General features: G+C 70.7%; 19 protein-coding genes. 11 read left to right on the plus strand and 8 right to left on the minus strand.

From position 1 onward, the window contains the following. Positions 1–2 precede the first annotated feature (2 nt). Positions 3–647, minus strand: a complete 645-nt coding sequence (locus AFR_RS18720) for a response regulator transcription factor (RefSeq protein WP_023362366.1) — start codon at positions 645–647, stop codon at positions 3–5. Then, complete coding sequence (locus tag AFR_RS18725; protein WP_023362367.1) at positions 638–1,831, minus strand: sensor histidine kinase; 1,194 nt, start codon at positions 1,829–1,831, stop codon at positions 638–640. The genes AFR_RS18720 and AFR_RS18725 overlap by 10 nt, the downstream gene beginning before the upstream one ends. A gap of 184 nt (positions 1,832–2,015) precedes the next feature. Between AFR_RS18725 and AFR_RS18730 the strand changes: the two genes are divergently transcribed. The 7 genes from AFR_RS18730 to AFR_RS18760 all read left to right on the plus strand — a co-directional run bounded on the left by AFR_RS18730 (position 2,016) and on the right by AFR_RS18760 (position 8,862). Then, the gene (locus AFR_RS18730; protein ID WP_041842397.1) at positions 2,016–2,627 is read left to right on the plus strand and encodes an HAD family acid phosphatase; all 612 of its coding nucleotides are present in this window, start codon (positions 2,016–2,018) and stop codon (positions 2,625–2,627) included. Between the two features lie 143 nt (positions 2,628–2,770). Next, complete coding sequence (locus tag AFR_RS18735; RefSeq protein ID WP_023362369.1) at positions 2,771–4,360, plus strand: MFS transporter; 1,590 nt, start codon at positions 2,771–2,773, stop codon at positions 4,358–4,360. 49 nt (positions 4,361–4,409) lie between these two features. Next, positions 4,410–5,024 carry a TetR/AcrR family transcriptional regulator gene (locus tag AFR_RS18740; protein ID WP_023362370.1) on the plus strand — a complete coding sequence of 205 codons (615 nt, stop codon included), beginning with the start codon at positions 4,410–4,412 and terminating at the stop codon, positions 5,022–5,024. Further along, positions 5,021–5,989: a pyridoxal-phosphate dependent enzyme gene (locus AFR_RS18745; protein WP_023362371.1), complete on the plus strand. Its 969-nt coding sequence runs from the start codon at positions 5,021–5,023 to the stop codon at positions 5,987–5,989. The genes AFR_RS18740 and AFR_RS18745 overlap by 4 nt, the downstream gene beginning before the upstream one ends. A 48-nt stretch (positions 5,990–6,037) precedes the next feature. Next, complete coding sequence (locus AFR_RS18750) at positions 6,038–6,922, plus strand: DUF5995 family protein (RefSeq protein ID WP_238547305.1); 885 nt, start codon at positions 6,038–6,040, stop codon at positions 6,920–6,922. Between the two features lie 213 nt (positions 6,923–7,135). Then, positions 7,136–8,329: an MFS transporter gene (locus AFR_RS18755; protein ID WP_023362373.1), complete on the plus strand. Its 1,194-nt coding sequence runs from the start codon at positions 7,136–7,138 to the stop codon at positions 8,327–8,329. 77 nt (positions 8,330–8,406) lie between these two features. Further along, entirely contained in the window at positions 8,407–8,862 is a 456-nt protein-coding gene (locus AFR_RS18760) for a nuclear transport factor 2 family protein (RefSeq protein ID WP_023362374.1), read from the plus strand. Here AFR_RS18760 and AFR_RS18765 read toward each other — a convergent pair. The 3 genes from AFR_RS18765 to AFR_RS18775 form a co-directional block, all read right to left on the minus strand. Beyond that, positions 8,813–10,339, minus strand: a complete 1,527-nt coding sequence (locus AFR_RS18765; RefSeq protein WP_023362375.1) for a tetratricopeptide repeat-containing diguanylate cyclase — start codon at positions 10,337–10,339, stop codon at positions 8,813–8,815. The genes AFR_RS18760 and AFR_RS18765 overlap by 50 nt on opposite strands. Positions 10,340–10,383: 44 nt before the next feature. Further along, a complete protein-coding gene (locus AFR_RS18770) occupies positions 10,384–10,824 on the minus strand; it encodes an iron chaperone (protein WP_023362376.1) in 441 nt (146 codons plus the stop codon). Positions 10,825–10,958: 134 nt separating this feature from the next. After that, on the minus strand, positions 10,959–11,396 hold the full coding sequence (locus AFR_RS18775) for an Hsp20/alpha crystallin family protein (RefSeq protein ID WP_023362377.1): 438 nt from the start codon (positions 11,394–11,396) through the stop codon (positions 10,959–10,961). A gap of 209 nt (positions 11,397–11,605) precedes the next feature. On the opposite strand from AFR_RS18775, the gene AFR_RS18780 reads away from it, so the two are divergent. Next, complete coding sequence (locus AFR_RS18780) at positions 11,606–12,127, plus strand: hypothetical protein (RefSeq protein WP_023362378.1); 522 nt, start codon at positions 11,606–11,608, stop codon at positions 12,125–12,127. After that, entirely contained in the window at positions 12,117–13,226 is a 1,110-nt protein-coding gene (locus AFR_RS18785) for a threonine synthase (protein WP_023362379.1), read from the plus strand. Before AFR_RS18780 ends, AFR_RS18785 begins: the two co-directional genes overlap by 11 nt. Here the strand turns inward: AFR_RS18785 and AFR_RS46795 are convergent. After that, positions 13,223–13,390 carry a hypothetical protein gene (locus AFR_RS46795; protein WP_158510554.1) on the minus strand — a complete coding sequence of 56 codons (168 nt, stop codon included), beginning with the start codon at positions 13,388–13,390 and terminating at the stop codon, positions 13,223–13,225. The genes AFR_RS18785 and AFR_RS46795 overlap by 4 nt on opposite strands. 104 nt (positions 13,391–13,494) lie before the next feature. Between AFR_RS46795 and AFR_RS18790 the strand changes: the two genes are divergently transcribed. Beyond that, positions 13,495–14,442, plus strand: coding sequence for a hypothetical protein (locus tag AFR_RS18790; protein ID WP_023362380.1), 948 nt, complete (start codon positions 13,495–13,497; stop codon positions 14,440–14,442). A 3-nt stretch (positions 14,443–14,445) separates the two neighbouring features. Here the strand turns inward: AFR_RS18790 and AFR_RS18795 are convergent, their stop codons facing one another. Next, entirely contained in the window at positions 14,446–15,324 is an 879-nt protein-coding gene (locus AFR_RS18795; RefSeq protein ID WP_023362381.1) for a dioxygenase family protein, read from the minus strand. Positions 15,325–15,385: 61 nt separating this feature from the next. On the opposite strand from AFR_RS18795, the gene AFR_RS18800 reads away from it, so the two are divergent. Next, positions 15,386–15,760, plus strand: coding sequence for a DoxX family protein (locus AFR_RS18800; RefSeq protein WP_023362382.1), 375 nt, complete (start codon positions 15,386–15,388; stop codon positions 15,758–15,760). A 13-nt stretch (positions 15,761–15,773) separates the two neighbouring features. Here the strand turns inward: AFR_RS18800 and AFR_RS46125 are convergent, their stop codons facing one another. After that, positions 15,774–17,987, minus strand: a complete 2,214-nt coding sequence (locus AFR_RS46125; RefSeq protein WP_148308003.1) for a DUF8189 domain-containing protein — start codon at positions 17,985–17,987, stop codon at positions 15,774–15,776. Positions 17,988–18,154: the final 167 nt, after the last annotated feature.

Here is an 18,154-nt window from a genome sequence, read left to right on the forward strand (position 1 = left end):
CCTCACGAGCCCAGATACTGCAGGACGGCCAGGACCCGCCGGCTGTAACCGGTCGTGCGGGTCAGGTCCAGTTTCTCGAAGATCATGTTGACGTTCTTCTCGACCGCGCTCTGCGAGATGTGCAGCTTCAGGGCGATGGCGGCGTTGGTGTGACCCTGCGCCATCTGGTCGAGGACCTCGCGTTCGCGGTTGGTCAGCTTGCTCAGCGGGTCGACGTGGGTCGTCCGGGCCAGCAGTTGCCGGACGACCTCGGGGTCGATGGCCGCTCCGCCGTTGTGCACCCGGTCGAGCGAGTCGAGGAACTCCTCCACCCGCGACACCCGGTCCTTGAGCAGATAACCGACGCCCGCGGTGTCGGACGCCAGGAGCTGTGTGGCGTAGTTCTTCTCCACGTGCTGGGAGAGCACCAGCACGCCGAGCGCCGGCCAGCGGCGGCGGATCTCCAGGGCCGCCTTCAGGCCCTCGTCGGTGTGGGTCGGGGGCATCCGGATGTCCACCACGATGAGGTCCGGCTGACGCGCCTCCACCTCCCGGATCAGCTCGTCGCCGTCACCGACCGCGGCGAGCACCTCGTGCCCCTCCTCGGTGAGCAGCCGGATCAGGCCCTCACGCAGCAGGATCGAGTCCTCGGCCAGGATTATTCGCAAGGGATCTCCACAGTGATCTCGGTCGGTCCGCCGGGCGGGCTGCCGACGGACATCCGGCCGTCGAGGGCGGCGACCCGCAGGCCGAGCCCGGACAGGCCGCTGCCCGCCGGGTCCGCGCCACCGGCGCCGTCGTCGGTGATTCTGACGTGCACACAGCCGGAGCGGCGCTCGATGGCCACGCCGATCGCGGCGGCCCCGGAATGCTTCACGGCGTTCGTCACCGCCTCGGACACCACGAAGTAGGTCGCGGTCTCCACCGGCCGGGGCAGCGGCGTGTCCAGGTCGATGCGGACCCGCACCGGGATGCTGGACCGTTCGGCGACACCGGCCAGCGCCTCGGGCAGCCCCAGGTTGTCCAGCGCCGACGGGTACGCCCGCCAGGCGACCTCCCGCAGCTCGACGAGCACCTCCTCGGATTCGCGGTGGGCCTGTTCCATCAGCCGTCCGGCCTCGACGGGATCGCGGTGCCGGCGGGCCCGGCCCAGGAGCATGGCCAGGGCGACGAGTCGTTGCTGGACACCGTCGTGCAGGTCGCGTTCGATGCGCTGGCGTTCGCTGTCGACGGCCCGCACGATGCCGGCGCGGCTCGCGGACAGCTCGGCGATGCGCCGCTTGAGCATCTCGCGTTCGGAGGGGCCGAAGTAGCGGCGGGCGAGCCGGCCGTCGAGGCCGGCGAGGGTGATGATGCCCTGGATGTCGAGGAAGAGCAGGACGCCACCGAGGAGCACCTGGGCCAGCAGGTCCCAGATCCCCAGCGAACCGCGGATCATGCCCCGGGTGACCAGCACGACCAGCACCAGACCGAAACCGAGCAGCCCGACCACGATCGCGGACAGCAGACCGGCGGCGAGGTGCGACGTCAGATAGGGGAGAGCCTTCTGGTCGTCGCGCTCGACGGGGAACAGATCGTCGAAGAACCGCGACCGGCGGCGCAACTCGAGCTCGGTCAGCCATCGCACACCGACCAGGAATCGCCGGATCGCGGCGGCGCGGGTGCGCGGCCACAGCATGGCCGGTCCGAGGACGGCGCCGACCACCACGAAGTAGCCGGCCTCGAGCAATGCCGTCAGGATCCCGGCCACAAAGCCGAGCGCGCGGTTGGTGAAGGAAACCTCCGGCGCTTTCGCGGTGTCGTTTCCGGAATGGTTCTGCGGAACGGTGATGTCGCTCGGGTCGCCGGGCACGATGGGCGACTTTACCGGTTTGCTCACCGGCCCGGCAAGCGCGCCCGCGGCAGGGCCGTGACCTCGCCTTTGGCAACTTCCGGCCGAATCCGCGCGGATCCCGGGGCGCGGCACGGCGACAATGGCAGGAATTGACCGGCGACATTGATGGATGACGATCACTGCCCTCTCTACAGTGACCGACATGAAATCCCTTCTGCGTTACGCCGTCGTCTCGGCCGCCGCTGCCACCGCATGCGTGCTCGCCGTGCCCGCCGCCGCGCACGCCGCCTCCCCGACCGGGGCCGCGACGCAGGTGGCGCCCCTCGCGCTCCCGCCGTACGAGACCTGGATCGCCGACGTGGGGGCTGTCGCGGCCACCGCGTCCGACTACCTCGAGGGCCGGTTGCCCGACGCGTCCGTCCGCCCGGCGATCGTCCTCGACATCGACAACACGGCTCTGCAGACGCAGTACCGGCCCGGTCTGGTCTCGCCGGCGACGGAGGCGGTCCTCGACGTCGCGCAGCAGGCTTCGGCCGACGGTGCGGCTGTCTTCTTCGTGACGGCCCGGCCGGAGATCCTCGGCTGGCAGTCCGAGGCGAACCTGCGCGGGGTGGGGTACCCGTTCGCCGGCATCTACCTGCGCCCGTGGTTCAACACGCAGCCCGACGCCGAGCTCAAGACCGACGCCCGCGAGGACATCGAGAGCAAGGGCTACACGATCGTCGCGAACATCGGCAACAACACCAGTGACCTGTCGGGTGGTCACGCGGAGCGCACCTTCAAGCTGCCGGACTACGACGGCCAGCTGGCCTGAGCGCGGTGTCACCCGATCGCGGGTGACGGTCGACACAATCCGATACGAGACCGTTCCGTATCCCCGGCGACCAGCCTATGGTCTGTCGAGGATACGGAACAGTTCCGTATCGAAACGTGTACCGATCTCAGGAGTGGCACCACATGGACGTTCCTGCCGCAGAGAACACCGGGCATCCCCGGCGCTGGGCCATTCTCGGCGTACTCGTCATCAGCCTGCTCGTCGTCGTGCTGGACAACACCGTCCTCAACGTCGCGCTGCGCACCATCGCGGACCCCCGGGAAGGCCTCGGCGCCAGCCAGAGCCAGCTCGAGTGGGCGATCAACTCGTACACCCTCGTCTTCGCCGGTCTGCTCTTCACCGCCGGCATCCTGGCCGACCGGCTCGGCCGCCGCATCACCCTCACCGTCGGGCTCGCGCTCTTCGGGATCGCGTCGCTGGTCTCCGCGTACGCGCAGACCGCCGACCAGCTGATCTGGGCACGGGCGCTGATGGGTCTCGGCGCCGCCGCGGTCATGCCGTCGACGCTGTCGATCATCGCGAACGTCTTCGACCCGCGGGAGCGCGGGCGTGCCATCGGTGTCTGGGCCGGCGCCGTCGGTCTCGGCGTGGCCATCGGCCCGATCGTGGGCGGCCTGCTGCTGGAGCACTTCTGGTGGGGTTCGGTCTTCCTGATCAACGTGCCGATCGTGATCGCGGGGGTCGCGCTCGTCCTCACCCTCGTCCCCGAGTCGCGTGACCCGAAGCCGGGACGCATCGACATCGTCGGCGTCCTGCTGTCGATCATCGGTCTCACGCTGCTGACCTACGGTGTCATCGAGGGCGGCGAGAAGGGCTTCGGCCAGCCCGAGGCGTGGGGCACGCTGGTCGCCTCCGTCGCGGTCCTGACCGGCTTCGTCCTGTACGAGCGCCGCATCAAGTTCCCCTCACTCGACGTCAAGCTCTTCGGCATCCGGGAGTTCTCGGCCTCGGTCGGCGCCATCGGCCTGGTCTTCTTCGCCGCCATGGGTGCGATGTTCTTCAGCGCCTTCTACCTCCAGCTGGTCCGGGGTTACGGCCCGCTGGCCTCCGGCGCGTTGTTCGTCCCGTTCGCGGTCGCCCAGATGGTCTTCGCCCCGCGCAGCGCGGCCATGGTCAAGCGGTTCGGCCCGAAGCTGGTCAGCACCGTCGGCCTGCTGCTCGTCGCGGCCGGTCTGGCCGGCTGGCTCTTCGTCGGCGCGACCACGCCGATCTGGGTCGTCGGCGCGCTGTTCTTCCTGATGGGCGTGGGCATGGCCAACGTGATGCCGCCGGCGACCGAGGCGATCATGTCGGTGCTGCCGCGGGAGAAGGCCGGTGTCGGCTCCGCGGTCAGCAACACCATCCGGCAGATCGGTGGCGCCCTGGGTGTCGCCGCGCTCGGTGCGGTCATCTCGTCCTACTACCGCGACGGCGTCACCACTGCCACCGCCGGGCTGCCGGACGAGGCCCGCGACGTCGCCCAGGAGTCCATCTCCGGTGCGTACGGTGTGGCCGAGCAGGCCGGTCCGGCAGGTCAGGCGCTGATCCAGTCCGCGAACGACGCCTTCATCACGGCGATGCACTACGCGTCCATCGGCAGCACGGTCTTCGCCCTGCTCGGCGCGCTCGTCGCGGCCATCTGGCTGCCCGGCAAGCGCCCGGCCAACGCCCCCGCTCCCACCAATGCGGAGGGTCTCGCCGAGAATCAGGGTGTGGAGCTGATCGAGGCATGAACGCCGGGGCGTATGGCCACGACGTGAAGGCTCGGTAACAATGGAGCGCATGACGACGGTCAGCCTTGACGATGCGGCCGACCAGGAGCGTAAGGCTCCTGGTCGGCCGCGCAACGCCCGCGCGGACGCGGCCATCATCGAGGCGGTGCTCGAGCTGCTCAGCGCCGGGCAGAGCGCGGATGCGCTCTCGATGGAGGCCGTGGCGGCCAAGGCGGGCGTGGGCAAAGCGACGGTCTACCGCCGCTGGCCCAACAAGGAAGCGCTGCTGATCGACGCCATCCGCACGATGAAGGGCCCGCCGCCCGTGCCGGCCGGTGAGTCGGTCCGTGAGGACCTCGTCATGCTGATCGCCGGCATGCGCAACAAGCGCATGGAGCACTACGGCAAGGTCACCGCCTGCCTGGTGCCGGAGCTGCTGAAAAGCCCCGAGATGTACACCATCTACCAGAGCGCCATGGAGCCCCGGCGTGACGTCATGCGCCAGGTGCTCGTGCGCGGTGTCGCGAACGGTGATCTGCGGGCCGACCTCGACATCGAGCTGACCATGCTGATGCTGTCGGGGCCGACCATCGCGCAGAACATGCTCCGCTGGAACCCCAACGTTCCCGACCAGGGTTTTGCGGAGGCGCTGGTCGACGCCGTCCTGCGGGGTGCGGCCGCATGAGCGTCACGCTCGACGACGTGCACGACGCCGCCGCCCGGCTCAAGGGTGTCGCCCATCGCACGCCGGTGCTGCGGTCCCGCACGCTCGACGCTCTTGTCGGCGCCGAGGTGCACCTCAAGGCCGAAAATCTGCAGCGGGTGGGCGCCTTCAAGTTCCGGGGCGCGTACAACGCGGTAGCGCGGCTCTCACCGGAGCAGCGCGACCGCGGTGTCGCCTCGTTCTCGTCCGGCAACCACGCGCAGGCCCTCGCCCTGGCGGCCCGCGAGTTCGGCACGACCGCGGTGATCCTCATGCCGGAGGACACCCCGGCGTCGAAGCGGGCCGCGGCCGAGGGTTACGGCGCCGAGATCATCACGTACGACCGTTACACCGGCGACCGCGTCGCCCTGGGTGCCGCGCTGGCGGCCGAGCGGGGCCTCGCGCTCATCCCCCCGTACGAGCATCCGGACGTGATCGCCGGGCAGGGGACCGCCGCGCTCGAGTTGCTCGAGGAGACCGGCGAGCTGGACGTCCTGTTCGTACCGGTCGGTGGTGGCGGGCTGCTCGCCGGCAGTGCGACGGCGGCCAAGGGTCTCTTCCCGGCGATCCGGGTCGTCGGTGTCGAGCCCGAGGAGGGTGACGACACCAGACGTTCCCTCGCGGCGGGGGAGCGGGTGGCGGTGCCCGTGCCGCGCACCATCGCCGACGGTCAGGCCGCGGACATCCCCGGTGAGCTGACCTTCTCGATCAACCGGCGCCTCGTCGACGACGTCGTGCTGGTCAGCGACGACGAGATCCGGGACGCCATGCGCTTCGCCTTCGAGCGGATGCGGGTCGTCATGGAGCCCAGCGGCGCGACCCCGCTGGCGGCGCTGCTCGCCGGCCGGGCCGGACCGCTGCCTCGCCGCGTCGGTCTGATCATTTCGGGCGGTAACATCGACGCCGCGCGCTTCGCTCAGCTCGTCGGCGGCTCTTCTGTCGGGTAGCCGCCGGGACTCTGGTCAGCGCGGCCCGGCTTCTCCATGGTTGATCGCGTGGAGGTTCCCATGACGGTCGTCTTCGATCGCGACGGTGTCCAGGACAGTGCCGCCCGCCTGCGGGACGGGCGGATCCAGCTCGCCCCGGACTCGTGGCCGGGCCGCGGCTGGGCACCCGCCCACCAGGAGATCGCCGAGCTCTGCGCCATCGCACCCACCGACATCGGCGGCGTGCTGCGGGGGCTCACCACGGCCCAGAAGATCTTCGACGGGCTGCCACCGCCGGCGGGCAACCGGGTGGCCGCGTTCAACTCGCTGTACTTCACGATCACGGACCGCGTCGCCCGGTCGCTGAGCACGGCGAACGTGCGCGACGCGGCGTTCCTGGAGCTGCTCGACGTCGAGTTCGCCAAGCGCTACTTCCACGCGCTGAGCCTCTGGGGTGCCGACGACGACAGCACGCCGGACGCCTGGGAGGTGCTCTTCCGGCGCGCTCAGGACGGCGAGGTGAGCAAGCTGACCGCCGCGATGCTCGGTGTGAACGCCCACATCAACCACGACCTCGCCCTGGCCCTGATCGCCACCTGGGAGCAGCTCGGACCGCCGGACGAGGACCGGGTCCACCCGGACTACCTCCTCATCAACAAGATCTTCTTCGAGGAGATCCCGGACCTGCGCCGTCGTTACTCGACGCCGTGGCAGCTGCGCCTCGACGACCTCGTCGGCACCCTCGACGACTGGAGTCAGCGCGTGCTGGTGTCGGCCACCCGGGCCCGCGCCTGGGAGCAGGGCGAACGACTCTGGGCGCTCCGCGAGGACCCCGACGACCTGGCCCGGGCCCTGCTGGTGATGGATCGCGTGTCGTCGTACCTCGGTGAGGTCCTGGTCGCGGGTGACCAGTTCGTCACCCGCGTCGGAACGGTCCTCGGTCGTCACCGCTAGAGTCACGGCTGCCCGCTGTTCACCGAGGAAACGAGGAGCACTGATGCACGCAACGATGACCGGAGCTCCCGTCCGCCCCTTGGTGACCGCGGTCGCCGGCTGGTGAAGCCGCGCGTGTAGCAGCACAGTCAGCACACATCTCCCGGTCGCCAGGGGCTTCTCCGGCCCCAGGCGCTTCTTGGCGTCTCCTTCTGCCTTTCCGGGAGTTCTGCTGTGTCCGCACGTCCTTCCTTGCTGCTTCGTGCCCGTTCGCTGTTCCGCGAGCCACCGGCCGACCGCACCGTCCGCCTGCTCGGCTGGTTCAACTTCTTCGGCGACTTCCGCCTGTACGGGCCGATCATGGTCATCTACTTCGCGCAGGTCTCCGGCTCGTACACCGCCGCCGGCAGTCTCCTGGCGGTGAAAATGCTGTCGTCGGCGGCGTTCGAGGTTCCGGCCGGGATCCTCTCCGACCGCCTCGGCCGGCGCGGCACGATGATCGCCGGTGCCGTCGTCATGGTGGCCGCCCATCTCGGGTACGCCGCTGCTCCCGGTTACGGCCTGCTGCTGGCGGCCGTGGTGCTGGAGGGACTGGCCACCGCGCTGTGGAGCGGCAACAACGAGGCCCTGCTCTACGACACGTTGCTCGAAGCCGGCCGGGCGGACGAGTTCCCCCGCCACTCGGGCCGGGTGAACTCGATGTTCCAGATCGCGCTCGCCCTGGGGGCAGCCGTCGGTGGTGTCGTCGCCGGCGCGTCGTCCCTGCGTACGGTGGTGGTGTTGTCGGTCGTGCCGCAGGTGCTGTGTGTGCTGGTGGCTCTGCGGATCCGGGAGCCACGGGTGCACGGCCCGCTGGAGTCGAGCGTGCTGTCGCATCTCGGATCGGCCGTGCGCGGCATCCGCCGCAGTCCGGTGCTCCGCCGGATGACGCTGGTGTCCGCACTGCGCTACAGCAGCGAGAGCGCGGCGCAGTTGTCGCCGGTGTTCGTGGCCGGGCTGTGGCCGTTCTGGGCGCTCGGTCTGTGGCGCACCTTCGGCCACGGCGTCGCCTTCGCCGGATTTCGTGCCAGTGGCTGGGTCATCGGGCGGTTCGGTGCGGTCCGGACCCTGCGGGGCGGTGAGCTGTTCGACAACGTGGTGAACTTCGTGGCGCTGGTCAAGCCCACGGTGGTGTCACCCGTGCTGCTCGGATCACCGGCCTACGGCATGTCGACGATCGCCCAGCAGACGCTGCTGCAGCGTGAGTTCAGCGACCGGGAACGCGCGACGATGGGTTCGCTGGCGGCGCTGCTCGGCAGCGTCCTCTATGCGCTGGTCGCCGTTGGAGCCGGTCTGGTGGCGGATCGGTGGGGCATCGTCGCGGCGTTGTTCACGATCCAGGCGGTGACGCTGATCGCCCTGCCCCTGGCCTGGCGGGCGCACGCCTGATCTTGGTTTATGCGACAACCTGTCGTAATCTTTACGACAGGTTGTCGCAGAGGGCGGCGCCCGGAGGAGGAACTGCCATGGACGTGCTGGCCGATCGCGCCGAGCTCATCGAATTGTTCGGCCTGTACGCCGACATCGCCGATCTCAAGGAGTTCACCGAGCTGCCCGGCCGGGTCCTGACCGACCCGATCACCCTGGACTTCGCCTCGGTCGCCGACATCCCGCCGATGACCGTGCCGCTCGCCGGCTACGTCGAGAACCTCCGCGCCGCCTTCGCGCCCTACGCGGCGACACACCACGTCATCACCGGTCACGTCATCAAGATCGACGGTGACCGGGCGACGATCCACGCGCACGTCCGGGCCGAGCACTGGCTCCCGGAGGAGGCGGCCGCCGGTGGACCCGACCGGTGGCTGGTGGTCGGCTTCTACGACAACGAGGCGGTCCGTACGCCCGGCGGCTGGCGCCTGAGCCGCGTCAAGCTCACCGCGACCCACCAGGAGAATCCTCACCTGTCCTCGGGTCGGAGCTGACCTGGTCGCGGCCGGAGTGCTTGGCGGCGTACAGGTGCTCGTCGGCGCGGCGGACGACGGACCGGGCGTCGTCGCCGGGCCGGACCGTCGTCAGACCGATGCTGGTGGTGACCCGGAGGCCGGGTGCGACGGCCTGCCAATCGTGACCGGCCACGGCCGCGCGGACGGCCTCGCACGTCTGCGCGGCGGTCCGCGGATCGGCGTCCAGGATCAGGATGAACTCCTCGCCGCCGTGCCGCCCGGCATGCCCGGCGACCGTTTGCAGGATCTCCGCGACCCGGCACAGCACGAGGTCGCCGACCGCGTGGGCGTACGTGTCGTTGACCTGTTTGAAGTGGTCGAGGTCCAGCAGCGCGACGGCCGCAGGACGGCCCGCGCCCAGCATCGTGTCCAGTTCGGCGTCCGAGCGGCGCCGGTTCCAGAGGCCGGTGAGGGCGTCCCGTTCGGCCAGATCGCGGAACCGCTCGGTGTTGCGGTGCGCCTCGTCGACGGCGAACTGCGCATGGGCGACACGGGCCGCGACGTCGCTCTGCTCCGACCGCCGCACGGTCCACGCCTCGTGGAAGTCGACCATGTCCTGGTACGCGGCCTGGAAGTCACCCAGCTCGGCGTGGCAGCCGGCGAGCATCCGCAGCGCCAGCGCATCCACGTCGGGCAGCAGGTCGCGGGCGGCGATCTCCCGGCACGCCTCGAGCGTACGCATCGCGGTGCCGATGTTGCCGTCGCGGCGCTGGATGTCGGCCAGGGTGATCAGTGCGGCCGGGATCGCGTCGGAGTCGGTCGGCGCGGCCCCGGCGATCGCGGCCTCGATGACAACGGTCGCCTCCCGCGGGCGGCCGGTCTCCAGCAGGATCCGGGCGACGGTGTCGGCGCAGGAGGCGTTCAACGGCTCGCCGGTGCTCCCGCTGTGTGCGCGCATCCGCTGCACCAGCTCGGCCGCCGCGTCCAGATCGCCGTGCGTGTAGGCACACCAGGCCCAGTTGTTCAGGTTCGCCAGGATCAGCGCGGGCACCCCGGTGGCGTCGGCGAGCTCCTGGGCAGCCCGGAACTCCGCGTGCGAGACGCCGCCGATGCGCTGGTCGTTGACCTGCAGCGCCAGGATGATCGCGTGGTCCGCGCGCAGGGCCGGCGGGTCGCCGTCCTCCAGCATGCGGTTCGCCGGATAGGCGTGCCGGACCGCGGCGGCGTTGTCACCGACACGCCACAGCCCGCCCGCGATGACAGCGTGGGCATGCGCGACAACAAGCCGGTCGTCGGTGCTCCGCAGGATGTCCCGGGCCCGCCGGACACCCTCGTCGACGCGGCCGCTGCGGTTGTCGAGCTCGGCGAGGATCAGCCGGCCCAGGTCGGCGTGCCGGCGGTCCCCGGCCGCCGTGGCCGTCGCGACGAGCTCCGCGGCCCGCCCGGCCAGCCCGTCGTGACGCACGTAGATGTCAGCGATCAGGCTCTCGACCGTGGCGGCAACTTCGGGACGCACTCGCACGCTCCGGCCTATCGGCGGCGCGGAGCGGGTCATGAGCGTCAGCCGACCGCCTTCTTCAGCAGCGCGGCGATGCGCTTCTCGTCATCCGCGGTCAGTTCGGTCAGACCGAAGGCGGTCGGCCACATGCTGCCGTCGTCGAGCGTGGCCGTGTCGTTGAAGCCGAGCGTCGCGTACCTGGTCTTGAACTTCTCCGCGCCCTGGAAGAAGCACACGATCTTTCCGTCGCGGGCGTACGCGGGCATGCCGTACCAGAGTTTCGGTTTCAGGACCGGGGCGTGCTCCTTGATCAGCGCGTGGAGGCGCTCGGCCAGGACGCGGTCGCCGTCCGGCATGCCGGCGATCTTCTCGAGGACGGGGCCCTCCTCGTCGGCCTTCTTGCCGCGGGGACGCCGGGTGGCCGCCTTCAGCTCGCCGGCGCGTTCCTTCATCGCGTCGCGCTCTTCGTCGGTGAACCCGTCGTACTTCTGCGTCTCCGCCACGGCTGCCTGCTTCCCGGTCGATCCTGCTGGGGTCGTTTCCCATGCTAGGGAGGCTGCCGCGAGCCGGCTTCTTCAAAACTGATCGAAGGGCCCGGCGGGTGCACCACCCGCCGGGCCGTGCCGGGTGGAAAAGGTCAGGAACTGCTGAGGGCCGGAGCGGTGGACGCCTGGCCGGTGTTGATCGCGATCCGGCGCGGGCGGGCGGCCTCGGCGATCGGAATGGTCAGCGTCAGGACGCCTTCCTGCCACGTCGCGTCGATGCGGTCGAGGTCGAGTCCGTCGCCCAGCGTGAGCCGCCGGGTGAAGGTGCCGGTCGGGCGCTCGCGGCGGAGCCACTGGACGTCGGCGTCGGTCCGGGCACTCCGCTCGGCGCGGATGGTCAGCACACGCCCGTCGACGTCCACCTCGACCGAGCCCGGGTCGGCACCGGCCAGGTCGCAGTGCAGCACGAAGTGGTCACCGGAGCGGTACAGATCGATGGGCATCGCCAGGCCGGCCGGGTCGCCGGCACCGCCGGACAGCTGTCCGGCCAGGCGGTCGAACTCGCGGAAAGGATCGAAAGTCAGCACCACGGGAGACACCTCCTCGACGTGGCCCGCCGGACCGTCCGGCGGGCGTGTGGCGCTCGGCCGTCAGATCAAATCTGCCGAGGTCGCGTGCCGTCAGCGGTGGCTCATCACCGCGGTGAGCAGCAGCGACAAGTAATTTTTTAGCACTGACCCCGGCCGAGTGCCAAGGCATTCCCCAAGAATTTTCGGAGGAGGTGCGGCACGCTGGGCGAGTGGTGATCTTGCGTGGGGTCCAGGTGCCGGGTCACGTCGTGCACAGCGACGGATTCCGGGCCACGACGGGCGATCTGATCACCGTGGCGCTGGGCTTCGCGTGCCTGCGGCGCGAGGCGGCCGCTGCGGACGAGCCGAGCCGGGTGACGAGCGAGGAAGGCCGGGACTGCGAGCTCGTCGGCGTGTCGCAGTCCTACGCCACCACGATCTTCGCGGACGGCTGGCTCGTCGAGGCCGCCGGGATCCTCCTCTACGCCCAGGACCTCGGCCCGGCCGCGGACCTCCCACCCCCGGGCACCCGCGTACGCGCCCAGGGCAGCCTCGCCGTCGCCGAAGCCTACGAGTCCGCGGGCTTCGAACCGGCAGCCGACCTGCTGGCCCGCGCGGAACAGCAGTGGCTGGTGCAGCGGATCGTGCGCCGCAGCGGCCCGGCCCGGCGGGTCGTGGAGGCGATCGACAGCTTCCGTACCGGCTCCGACGACTACCTCCTCGACCTGGCAGGATCGGGCCATGCTCGTTGATCGTGCCGGACGCCGCTATCCGCTGGACGAGCCCCGCTGGCAGGGCGACGACGGCTCCCCGTTGCTGGTCGAGGACCAGCCCGGCATCACCCGCGGCGACGTCGACACCCGCGTACGGTCCCAGTGGCGGTACGCCGCCGCGCTCCCGCTCACCTACGACCGTCCGGTGAGTCTCGGTGAGGGCTGCACCCCGCTGCTGCCTCTCGAGGTCGACGGGATGACGCTGGCGGTCAAGCCCGAGTGGTTCAACCCGACCGCCAGCTTCAAGGATCGCGGCACCACCGTCATGGTGTCGACGCTGGCCCGGCAGGGTGTCACCGAGATGCTCGAGGACAGCAGCGGCAACGGCGGCTCGTCGGTGGCCGCGTACGCCGCCGCGGCGGGCATCCGCGCCACGATCCTCGCCCCGTCGTCGACCTCAGCCGCCAAGATCCAGCAGAGCCGGGTGCACGGCGCGACGGTCGAGCTCGTGCCCGGCACCCGCCAGGCCACGGCCGACGAGGCGGTGCGCCGCTCGGCGACGACGTTCTACTCCAGCCACAACTGGCACCCGTTCTTCCTGCAGGGGACGAAGCTGATCGCGTACGAGATCTGGGAGGACCTGGGTTTCACCGCCCCGGACGCGGTGATCCTCCCGGCCGGCGCGGGCAGCCTCGTCCTGGGTTGTCATGTCGGTTTCGGCGAGCTCCTCCGCTCCGGCGCCATCACGCGGCGTCCCCGGTTGCTGGTCTCCCAGCCCCGCAACTGCAGCCCACTGGTGAGCGCCTTCGCCGCGGGCGCCGAGTCGGTCTCACCGGGGGAGTGGACGCCGACGATCGCCGAGGGAACAGCGATCGCGATGCCGGTCCGCGACCGCGAGGTGCTCGCCGCCATCCGCACGTCCGGCGGCGACATGACCGCGGTCGACGAGACCGACCTCGGCCCGGCCACCTTCGAGCTCGCCTCCCGCGGCCTCTACGCCGAACCGACCAGCGCGGCCATCCTCCCGGCGATCCGCGAGTTCGTCCGCCGCGGCTCGCTGCGCCCGGGTGAGACCGCGGTGGCCGTCCTCACCGGAACAGCCCTGAAAGCAGCCGACACCATCGGGCGCCTCCTCTAGTTCTCCTTGTCCGGGGCGGTGATGCTGCTTCCGGGCCGGAGCAGCAGACGGAGAACGTGGGCGGCCCTCCGGCGGCGCAGGTCGTCCTTCGACCACAGGTAGACGCACGCCAGCATGGTGATCAGTCCGGTGGCCACGAGGGCGGCGTCGGCAAGCTGTGACATGACGGGTGAGCACTCCTTCGGATCCTTCGAGAGGGGACGGCTCAAAGTGGACCAGACGGCTGGGGCGCTCGGTGATAACTGCTGCGGGGTTCTAAACTGCGTCCATGCCGAGGTCGCCGGCCGGTGCTGCTGACCATGAACTCATCCTGATTCTGGCGCTGGACGGGTTCACGGTGTCGCCGTACCAGCTGGAGCGCTGGAGGACCGCCGGCCTGCTGCCGCGGAACCAGCGCCGAGGTCTCGGCCGCGGTCGCGGATCGGTGTCCGTCCTGAGCCCGGAAGCCGTCGAGTGCGCCCGCATGCTGGAGCGGTGCAGCCGCACCGGCCCCGACCTCGTCGGCCGGATTCTCTGGCGCTTCTACGACCTGGCCATGGTGTCCTTCCAGGACGCGACGGCGATTCCCGAGCACCCGGTGCGGAAGGCCCTCGACACTGTCTTCTCGGGTGAGGCCGGTCCCCAGCGGGACGAGGACTCCGCCTACGCGGACGCCGAGCGGGAGGCCAAGGCCGACAAGTACCTGGCACGACAGGGGATCAAGGCCTTTCTGGAGGACTTCGAGCCCCTGGGCGCAGCGCTGAGCGGTGAACGGCGGCTGTCGGACGAGCCCGAGCACCGGCCGAAGAGCCGCACCGACCTCCGGTCGCTCCGCCCGGCCCTCCAGCACCTCCTGGCCGCCCGCAGCCTGGGGGTGGACACGGTGGGTCACGACCTGATCGAAGAGTCGATCGTCGCCCTCGGCTGGGCCGCACCCGACCACGCCGGAAGCCTGACCCGCTATCTGGCCTGCACCTTTCACCAGGCCGAGACCCATCGCCGGCTGGTCCGCGACCTCGGCTGGGACGGCCTGTGCGCGACGGCTCTTGTCGCCGGTCGTCTCCACACCACGCTGCTGCACGCCCACCAGCGCCTCGAACGCACACCGCTGCGCTGGATGGTGACCTGTGACTACTCGCTGCTGCGCCCGTGGCTGCTCCACATGGCACTCGTCCTCGACGAGGACTTCCTGTCCGAGGCGTTACCGATCGCGGCCCATCCGGACGGGACCCGGTGAGGCTCAGTCGCTGACGGTCTGGAACGAGCGTTTCGAGAAGCCCATCATGTAACCCTCGATGGCCGTCCGGACCGGGCCCTCGGGGCGGTCGGCGGCGCCCAGGGTGACGAAGAGCGGGGTGAAGTGGTCCGGGGTCGGGTGGGCGTAGGGCATGCCCGGCGCCTTGGTGACGTAGCCTGCCAGCTCGTCGATGTCGCCGCGGGCGAGGGCGTCGGCGGCCCACGCGTCGAAGTCCGACGACCAGGCGGGGACCGTGCCGTGCAGGAACATCTCGCGGGTGACGAACGGCAGGCCGTGGACCATGAAGCCGGAGCCGACGACCAGGACACCCTCCTCGCGCAGCGAGCGCAGGCGGCGGCCCAGGTCGAGCAGCCCGCCGGGGTCCTGGGTGGGCATGCTGAGCTGCAGCACCGGTACGTCGGCGAGCGGGTACATCGCCATCAGCGGCACCCACGCGCCGTGGTCGAGACCGCGGCTCGGGTGCGCGAAGACGCCCGGGACCAGCCCGGTGACCTGGCGAGCCAGCTCGGTCGCGTCGGGGGTCTCGTATCGCATCGTGTAGTAGCGGCGGTCGAAGCCGCCGAAGTCGTAGACCAGGGGAGTGCGGGCGGCCGGCGACGACAGCATCACCGGCGCGGTCTCCCAGTGGGCGGAGACGATGAGGATGCTCTTCGGTTTCGGCATCGACTGCGCCCAGTCGAACAGCTCGCGCAGCCACGGGCCGTCGTTGAACAGCGGCGGTGCGCCGTGGCTCAGGTACAGCGTCGGCAGTGGGCCGTCGGCGGGCGTCCAGTCACGCTGGGCCTGTGCCCGCGGCAGGGCCTCCGGCAGGAACGTGTCGTACGCCCCGGCGTGGACGGCCGGATTCATGATCGAGTTCATCGGGATCCACGATAGCCGCCGATCACTTGCACCTTGAACCATGGAGCCCTATGTTCACGCGGTGAACCTGGTTCTGTGGATCATCGCCGGCCTGCTGGCCGTGGTCTTTCTGGGCGCCGGCGTGATGAAGGTGCTGCAGCCCAAGGAGAAGCTCGCCGAGTCCGGCCTGGCCTGGACGGAGAGCTTCAGCACCGGCACGATCAAGCTGATCGGCGTGCTGGAGATCCTCGCCGCGATCGGCCTGATCCTGCCCCCGCTGCTGGACATCGCACCGGTGTTCGTGCCCCTCGCGGCCGTCGGCCTGGTCCTGATGATGATCGCCGCGGCGGTGACCCACGGCCGCCGCAAGGAGTACCCGATGATCGCGGGCAACGTCGTCCTGCTGCTCCTCGCGGCGGTCGTGGCCTGGGGTCGCTTCGGCCCCTACGCGTTCTGAAGGCCAAGAATGGTCAGCTGACCTGCACGTTCACCCGCGCGTCGGAGCCGTCGTCGGCGTCGGGCGTGCCGGAGTAGACCGCGTTGAACGAGTGCTGGCCCTTCTCGTCGAGCGTCACCGTCACGCTGTAGGACCCGTCCGCGCCCGTCCGCAGGTCGAGGACCTCACCCTTGCCGTCGCGTTTCGGCGAGTGCCAGGACACGTACAGGAAGGCGTTCTTGGCCGGGGTGCCGTCGCCGTTGAGGATCTTGCCGGAGAGGGTGACCTTGTCGCCGACCCTGGCGGTCGTCCGGGTGGTGGCGATCGTGGTCTTGGAACCGGTGGCCGGCGGGGTGCTGCCGCCGGTCGCGAGGGTCTTCTCGAAGCGGATGATGTCGTCCTTGCCCTGGTCGACACCGAGCTGCGGCACGACCAGCTTGACGCCCGCGGTGAGGCCCGCCTTCAGCGTCCAGGCCGGTGACGAGTCGATCCGCACGTACGCACGGGTGCTCAGCCGCGGACCGGCAACGCCGTAGATCAGGAAGCTGAACTTCGGCGAGACCCCGGCCTGCGCCGACGACGTCCTGCTGATCGTCGGCGGCTGGTACGAGAACGTGTTGCTCAGCGACGACACCGGGCTGAGCTGGCCGTTGCGGTAGGACACGCCCGCCTTCGCCGTCGCCTGCTGGCCGACGGAGGTCTCCAGCGCGGCCTGCACCGAGCCGGTGGCGTCCAGGTACAGCTGCAGTTCCGGGGTGACGACGATCGGGACCGGGCCGACGGAGAAGGTGATCGGCTTGAAGCGGACCGGCTCGGCGAGCAGCGCGGTCTCCTTCAGCGAGCACGACGCGTTGCCGCTGATGGACGCCTTGAGCTGCGCGTCCTCGGTCACCGTGCCGGTGAAGGCCACGTTCTCGACGCCGCCGAGGAGGCTCCACTTCGCGTCGAAGTCGAACGTCGGCGTGATGCTGACCGAGCCCGTGACCTCGGCCTTGGCGCCGTTCCCGCAGGTCATGTTCTTCTTGATCGGCTGCAGGAGCGGGCCGCCGGACGAGCGGGCGGCGACGTCGCCCGTACCGAGGGTGAAGGTCTCGTCGATCGTGCCCTCGGGGATCGCCTCGGTGAGCTTGGCCGGGCCGGCCTGGATCGTGCGGCCGGAGACCGACGTGACCTTGACCAGCAGGCCGTCCGGGGTGGCCGGGGTACTGGTCGCGGCCAAGATCTCGCCCGCCTTCGGCAGGCGCGCGGTCGGCGCCAGCTGAATGGTGCGGGTGCCCGCGGGGTCGCCGCTGACCGACGTGACCGCGTCCTCGGGCAGGACGGTGGTGCTGCTCGTCGCGACCAGGCGGAACTCGCCCCACCGGCCGGACCCGCGGGTGCTCTGCACGACCCGGCCGTCGAGGCCGAGGGCGGCGATGTCCACCGTGCCCCGGGCGCGGGAGGTGGCGGCGATGCCGGAGCCCAGCCGGCCGTTGAGCCGGGTGGGGCTGCCCCAGGTGCGGGCGCCGTTGACCGAGATCCGGGCGGCCGGGGTCAGGTCCGGGTTGCGGGTGATCAGGTGCAGGGTGCCGCTGCCCGGTTCGGCCGCGAGGCCCGGCGTCGCCGTCGACACCACGCCGGTGTTGCGCCAGCCCGACGACCTGCCGCCGGTGACGACGGTGGTGCTCACCTGACGGTTCCTGCCCGCTGCGGCGACGACCAGGCTGCCGGAGCGGCCCACCGCCGCCGGCGACGTGCCGAACTTGCCACCCAGCGCCGACCAGCGGCTCCACCTGCCCCCGCGCAGGTAGCGGACGCGGATCGCACCCTCGTCGTCGCGGACGACCAGCGCGAACGCGCCGCCGCCGAGGTGGGCGACCGCCGGGGCGCCGGTTGCGTTCCCGCCCAGGCCGGACCACTTCCCGCCCGCCTCGGTACGCACCCAGACCTGCTCGTCGGCGACCGTGGCCGCCACGACCTTGCCGGTGGCCGGGTCGGCGCCGAGGCCGACGCCGCTGGTGTCGCCGACGGGCCGGGCGCCGGTGAACGCGGCCGCCTCGCCCCAGCGGCCGCCCGTCGAGGTCTGCTCGTTCAGCCGGCGGGGCGCGGAACCCCGCCAGACCAGGCTCATCGACTCGGCGCCGGTGGCGGCCAGGGCGGGTGTCGTGTCGGGTACGGCCGACGCCGACGCGTCCGGCAGCACCACCAGGGCGGCACCGCCGAGACCGAGCAGCGCCAGCATGGTGAAGGTACGTCGCAATGCACTCACATCCACAGTTCGGGTACTTACGTACGGCGAACGCGGGGAGCCGCCGCGCGACGCGGCCTCCTGTCCGGGTGGACCCGAACGCTGCTGGAACGTGCGACCCCGAACGGCTGAGAGCAACCTCACCGTGTCTTGATCGACGAAGTGATACACGGTTTTCACCGTGGTAA

The sequence above is a fragment of the Amorphoplanes friuliensis DSM 7358 genome (assembly GCF_000494755.1).
In the GTDB taxonomy this organism is placed as follows: Bacteria; Actinomycetota; Actinomycetes; order Mycobacteriales; family Micromonosporaceae; genus Actinoplanes; species Actinoplanes friuliensis.

Coding starts and splice junctions, on each gene's coding strand:
- AFR_RS18760 (WP_023362374.1), top strand. CDS start 8,407: ATGGACGTGCTGGCCGATCGCGCCGAGCTCATCGAATTGTTCGGCCTG.
- AFR_RS18745 (WP_023362371.1), top strand. CDS start 5,021: ATGAGCGTCACGCTCGACGACGTGCACGACGCCGCCGCCCGGCTCAAG.
- AFR_RS18740 (WP_023362370.1), top strand. CDS start 4,410: ATGACGACGGTCAGCCTTGACGATGCGGCCGACCAGGAGCGTAAGGCT.
- AFR_RS18795 (WP_023362381.1), bottom strand. CDS start 15,324: ATGAACTCGATCATGAATCCGGCCGTCCACGCCGGGGCGTACGACACG.
- AFR_RS18790 (WP_023362380.1), top strand. CDS start 13,495: ATGCCGAGGTCGCCGGCCGGTGCTGCTGACCATGAACTCATCCTGATT.
- AFR_RS18735 (WP_023362369.1), top strand. CDS start 2,771: ATGGACGTTCCTGCCGCAGAGAACACCGGGCATCCCCGGCGCTGGGCC.
- AFR_RS46795 (WP_158510554.1), bottom strand. CDS start 13,390: ATGTCACAGCTTGCCGACGCCGCCCTCGTGGCCACCGGACTGATCACC.
- AFR_RS18730 (WP_041842397.1), top strand. CDS start 2,016: ATGAAATCCCTTCTGCGTTACGCCGTCGTCTCGGCCGCCGCTGCCACC.
- AFR_RS18785 (WP_023362379.1), top strand. CDS start 12,117: ATGCTCGTTGATCGTGCCGGACGCCGCTATCCGCTGGACGAGCCCCGC.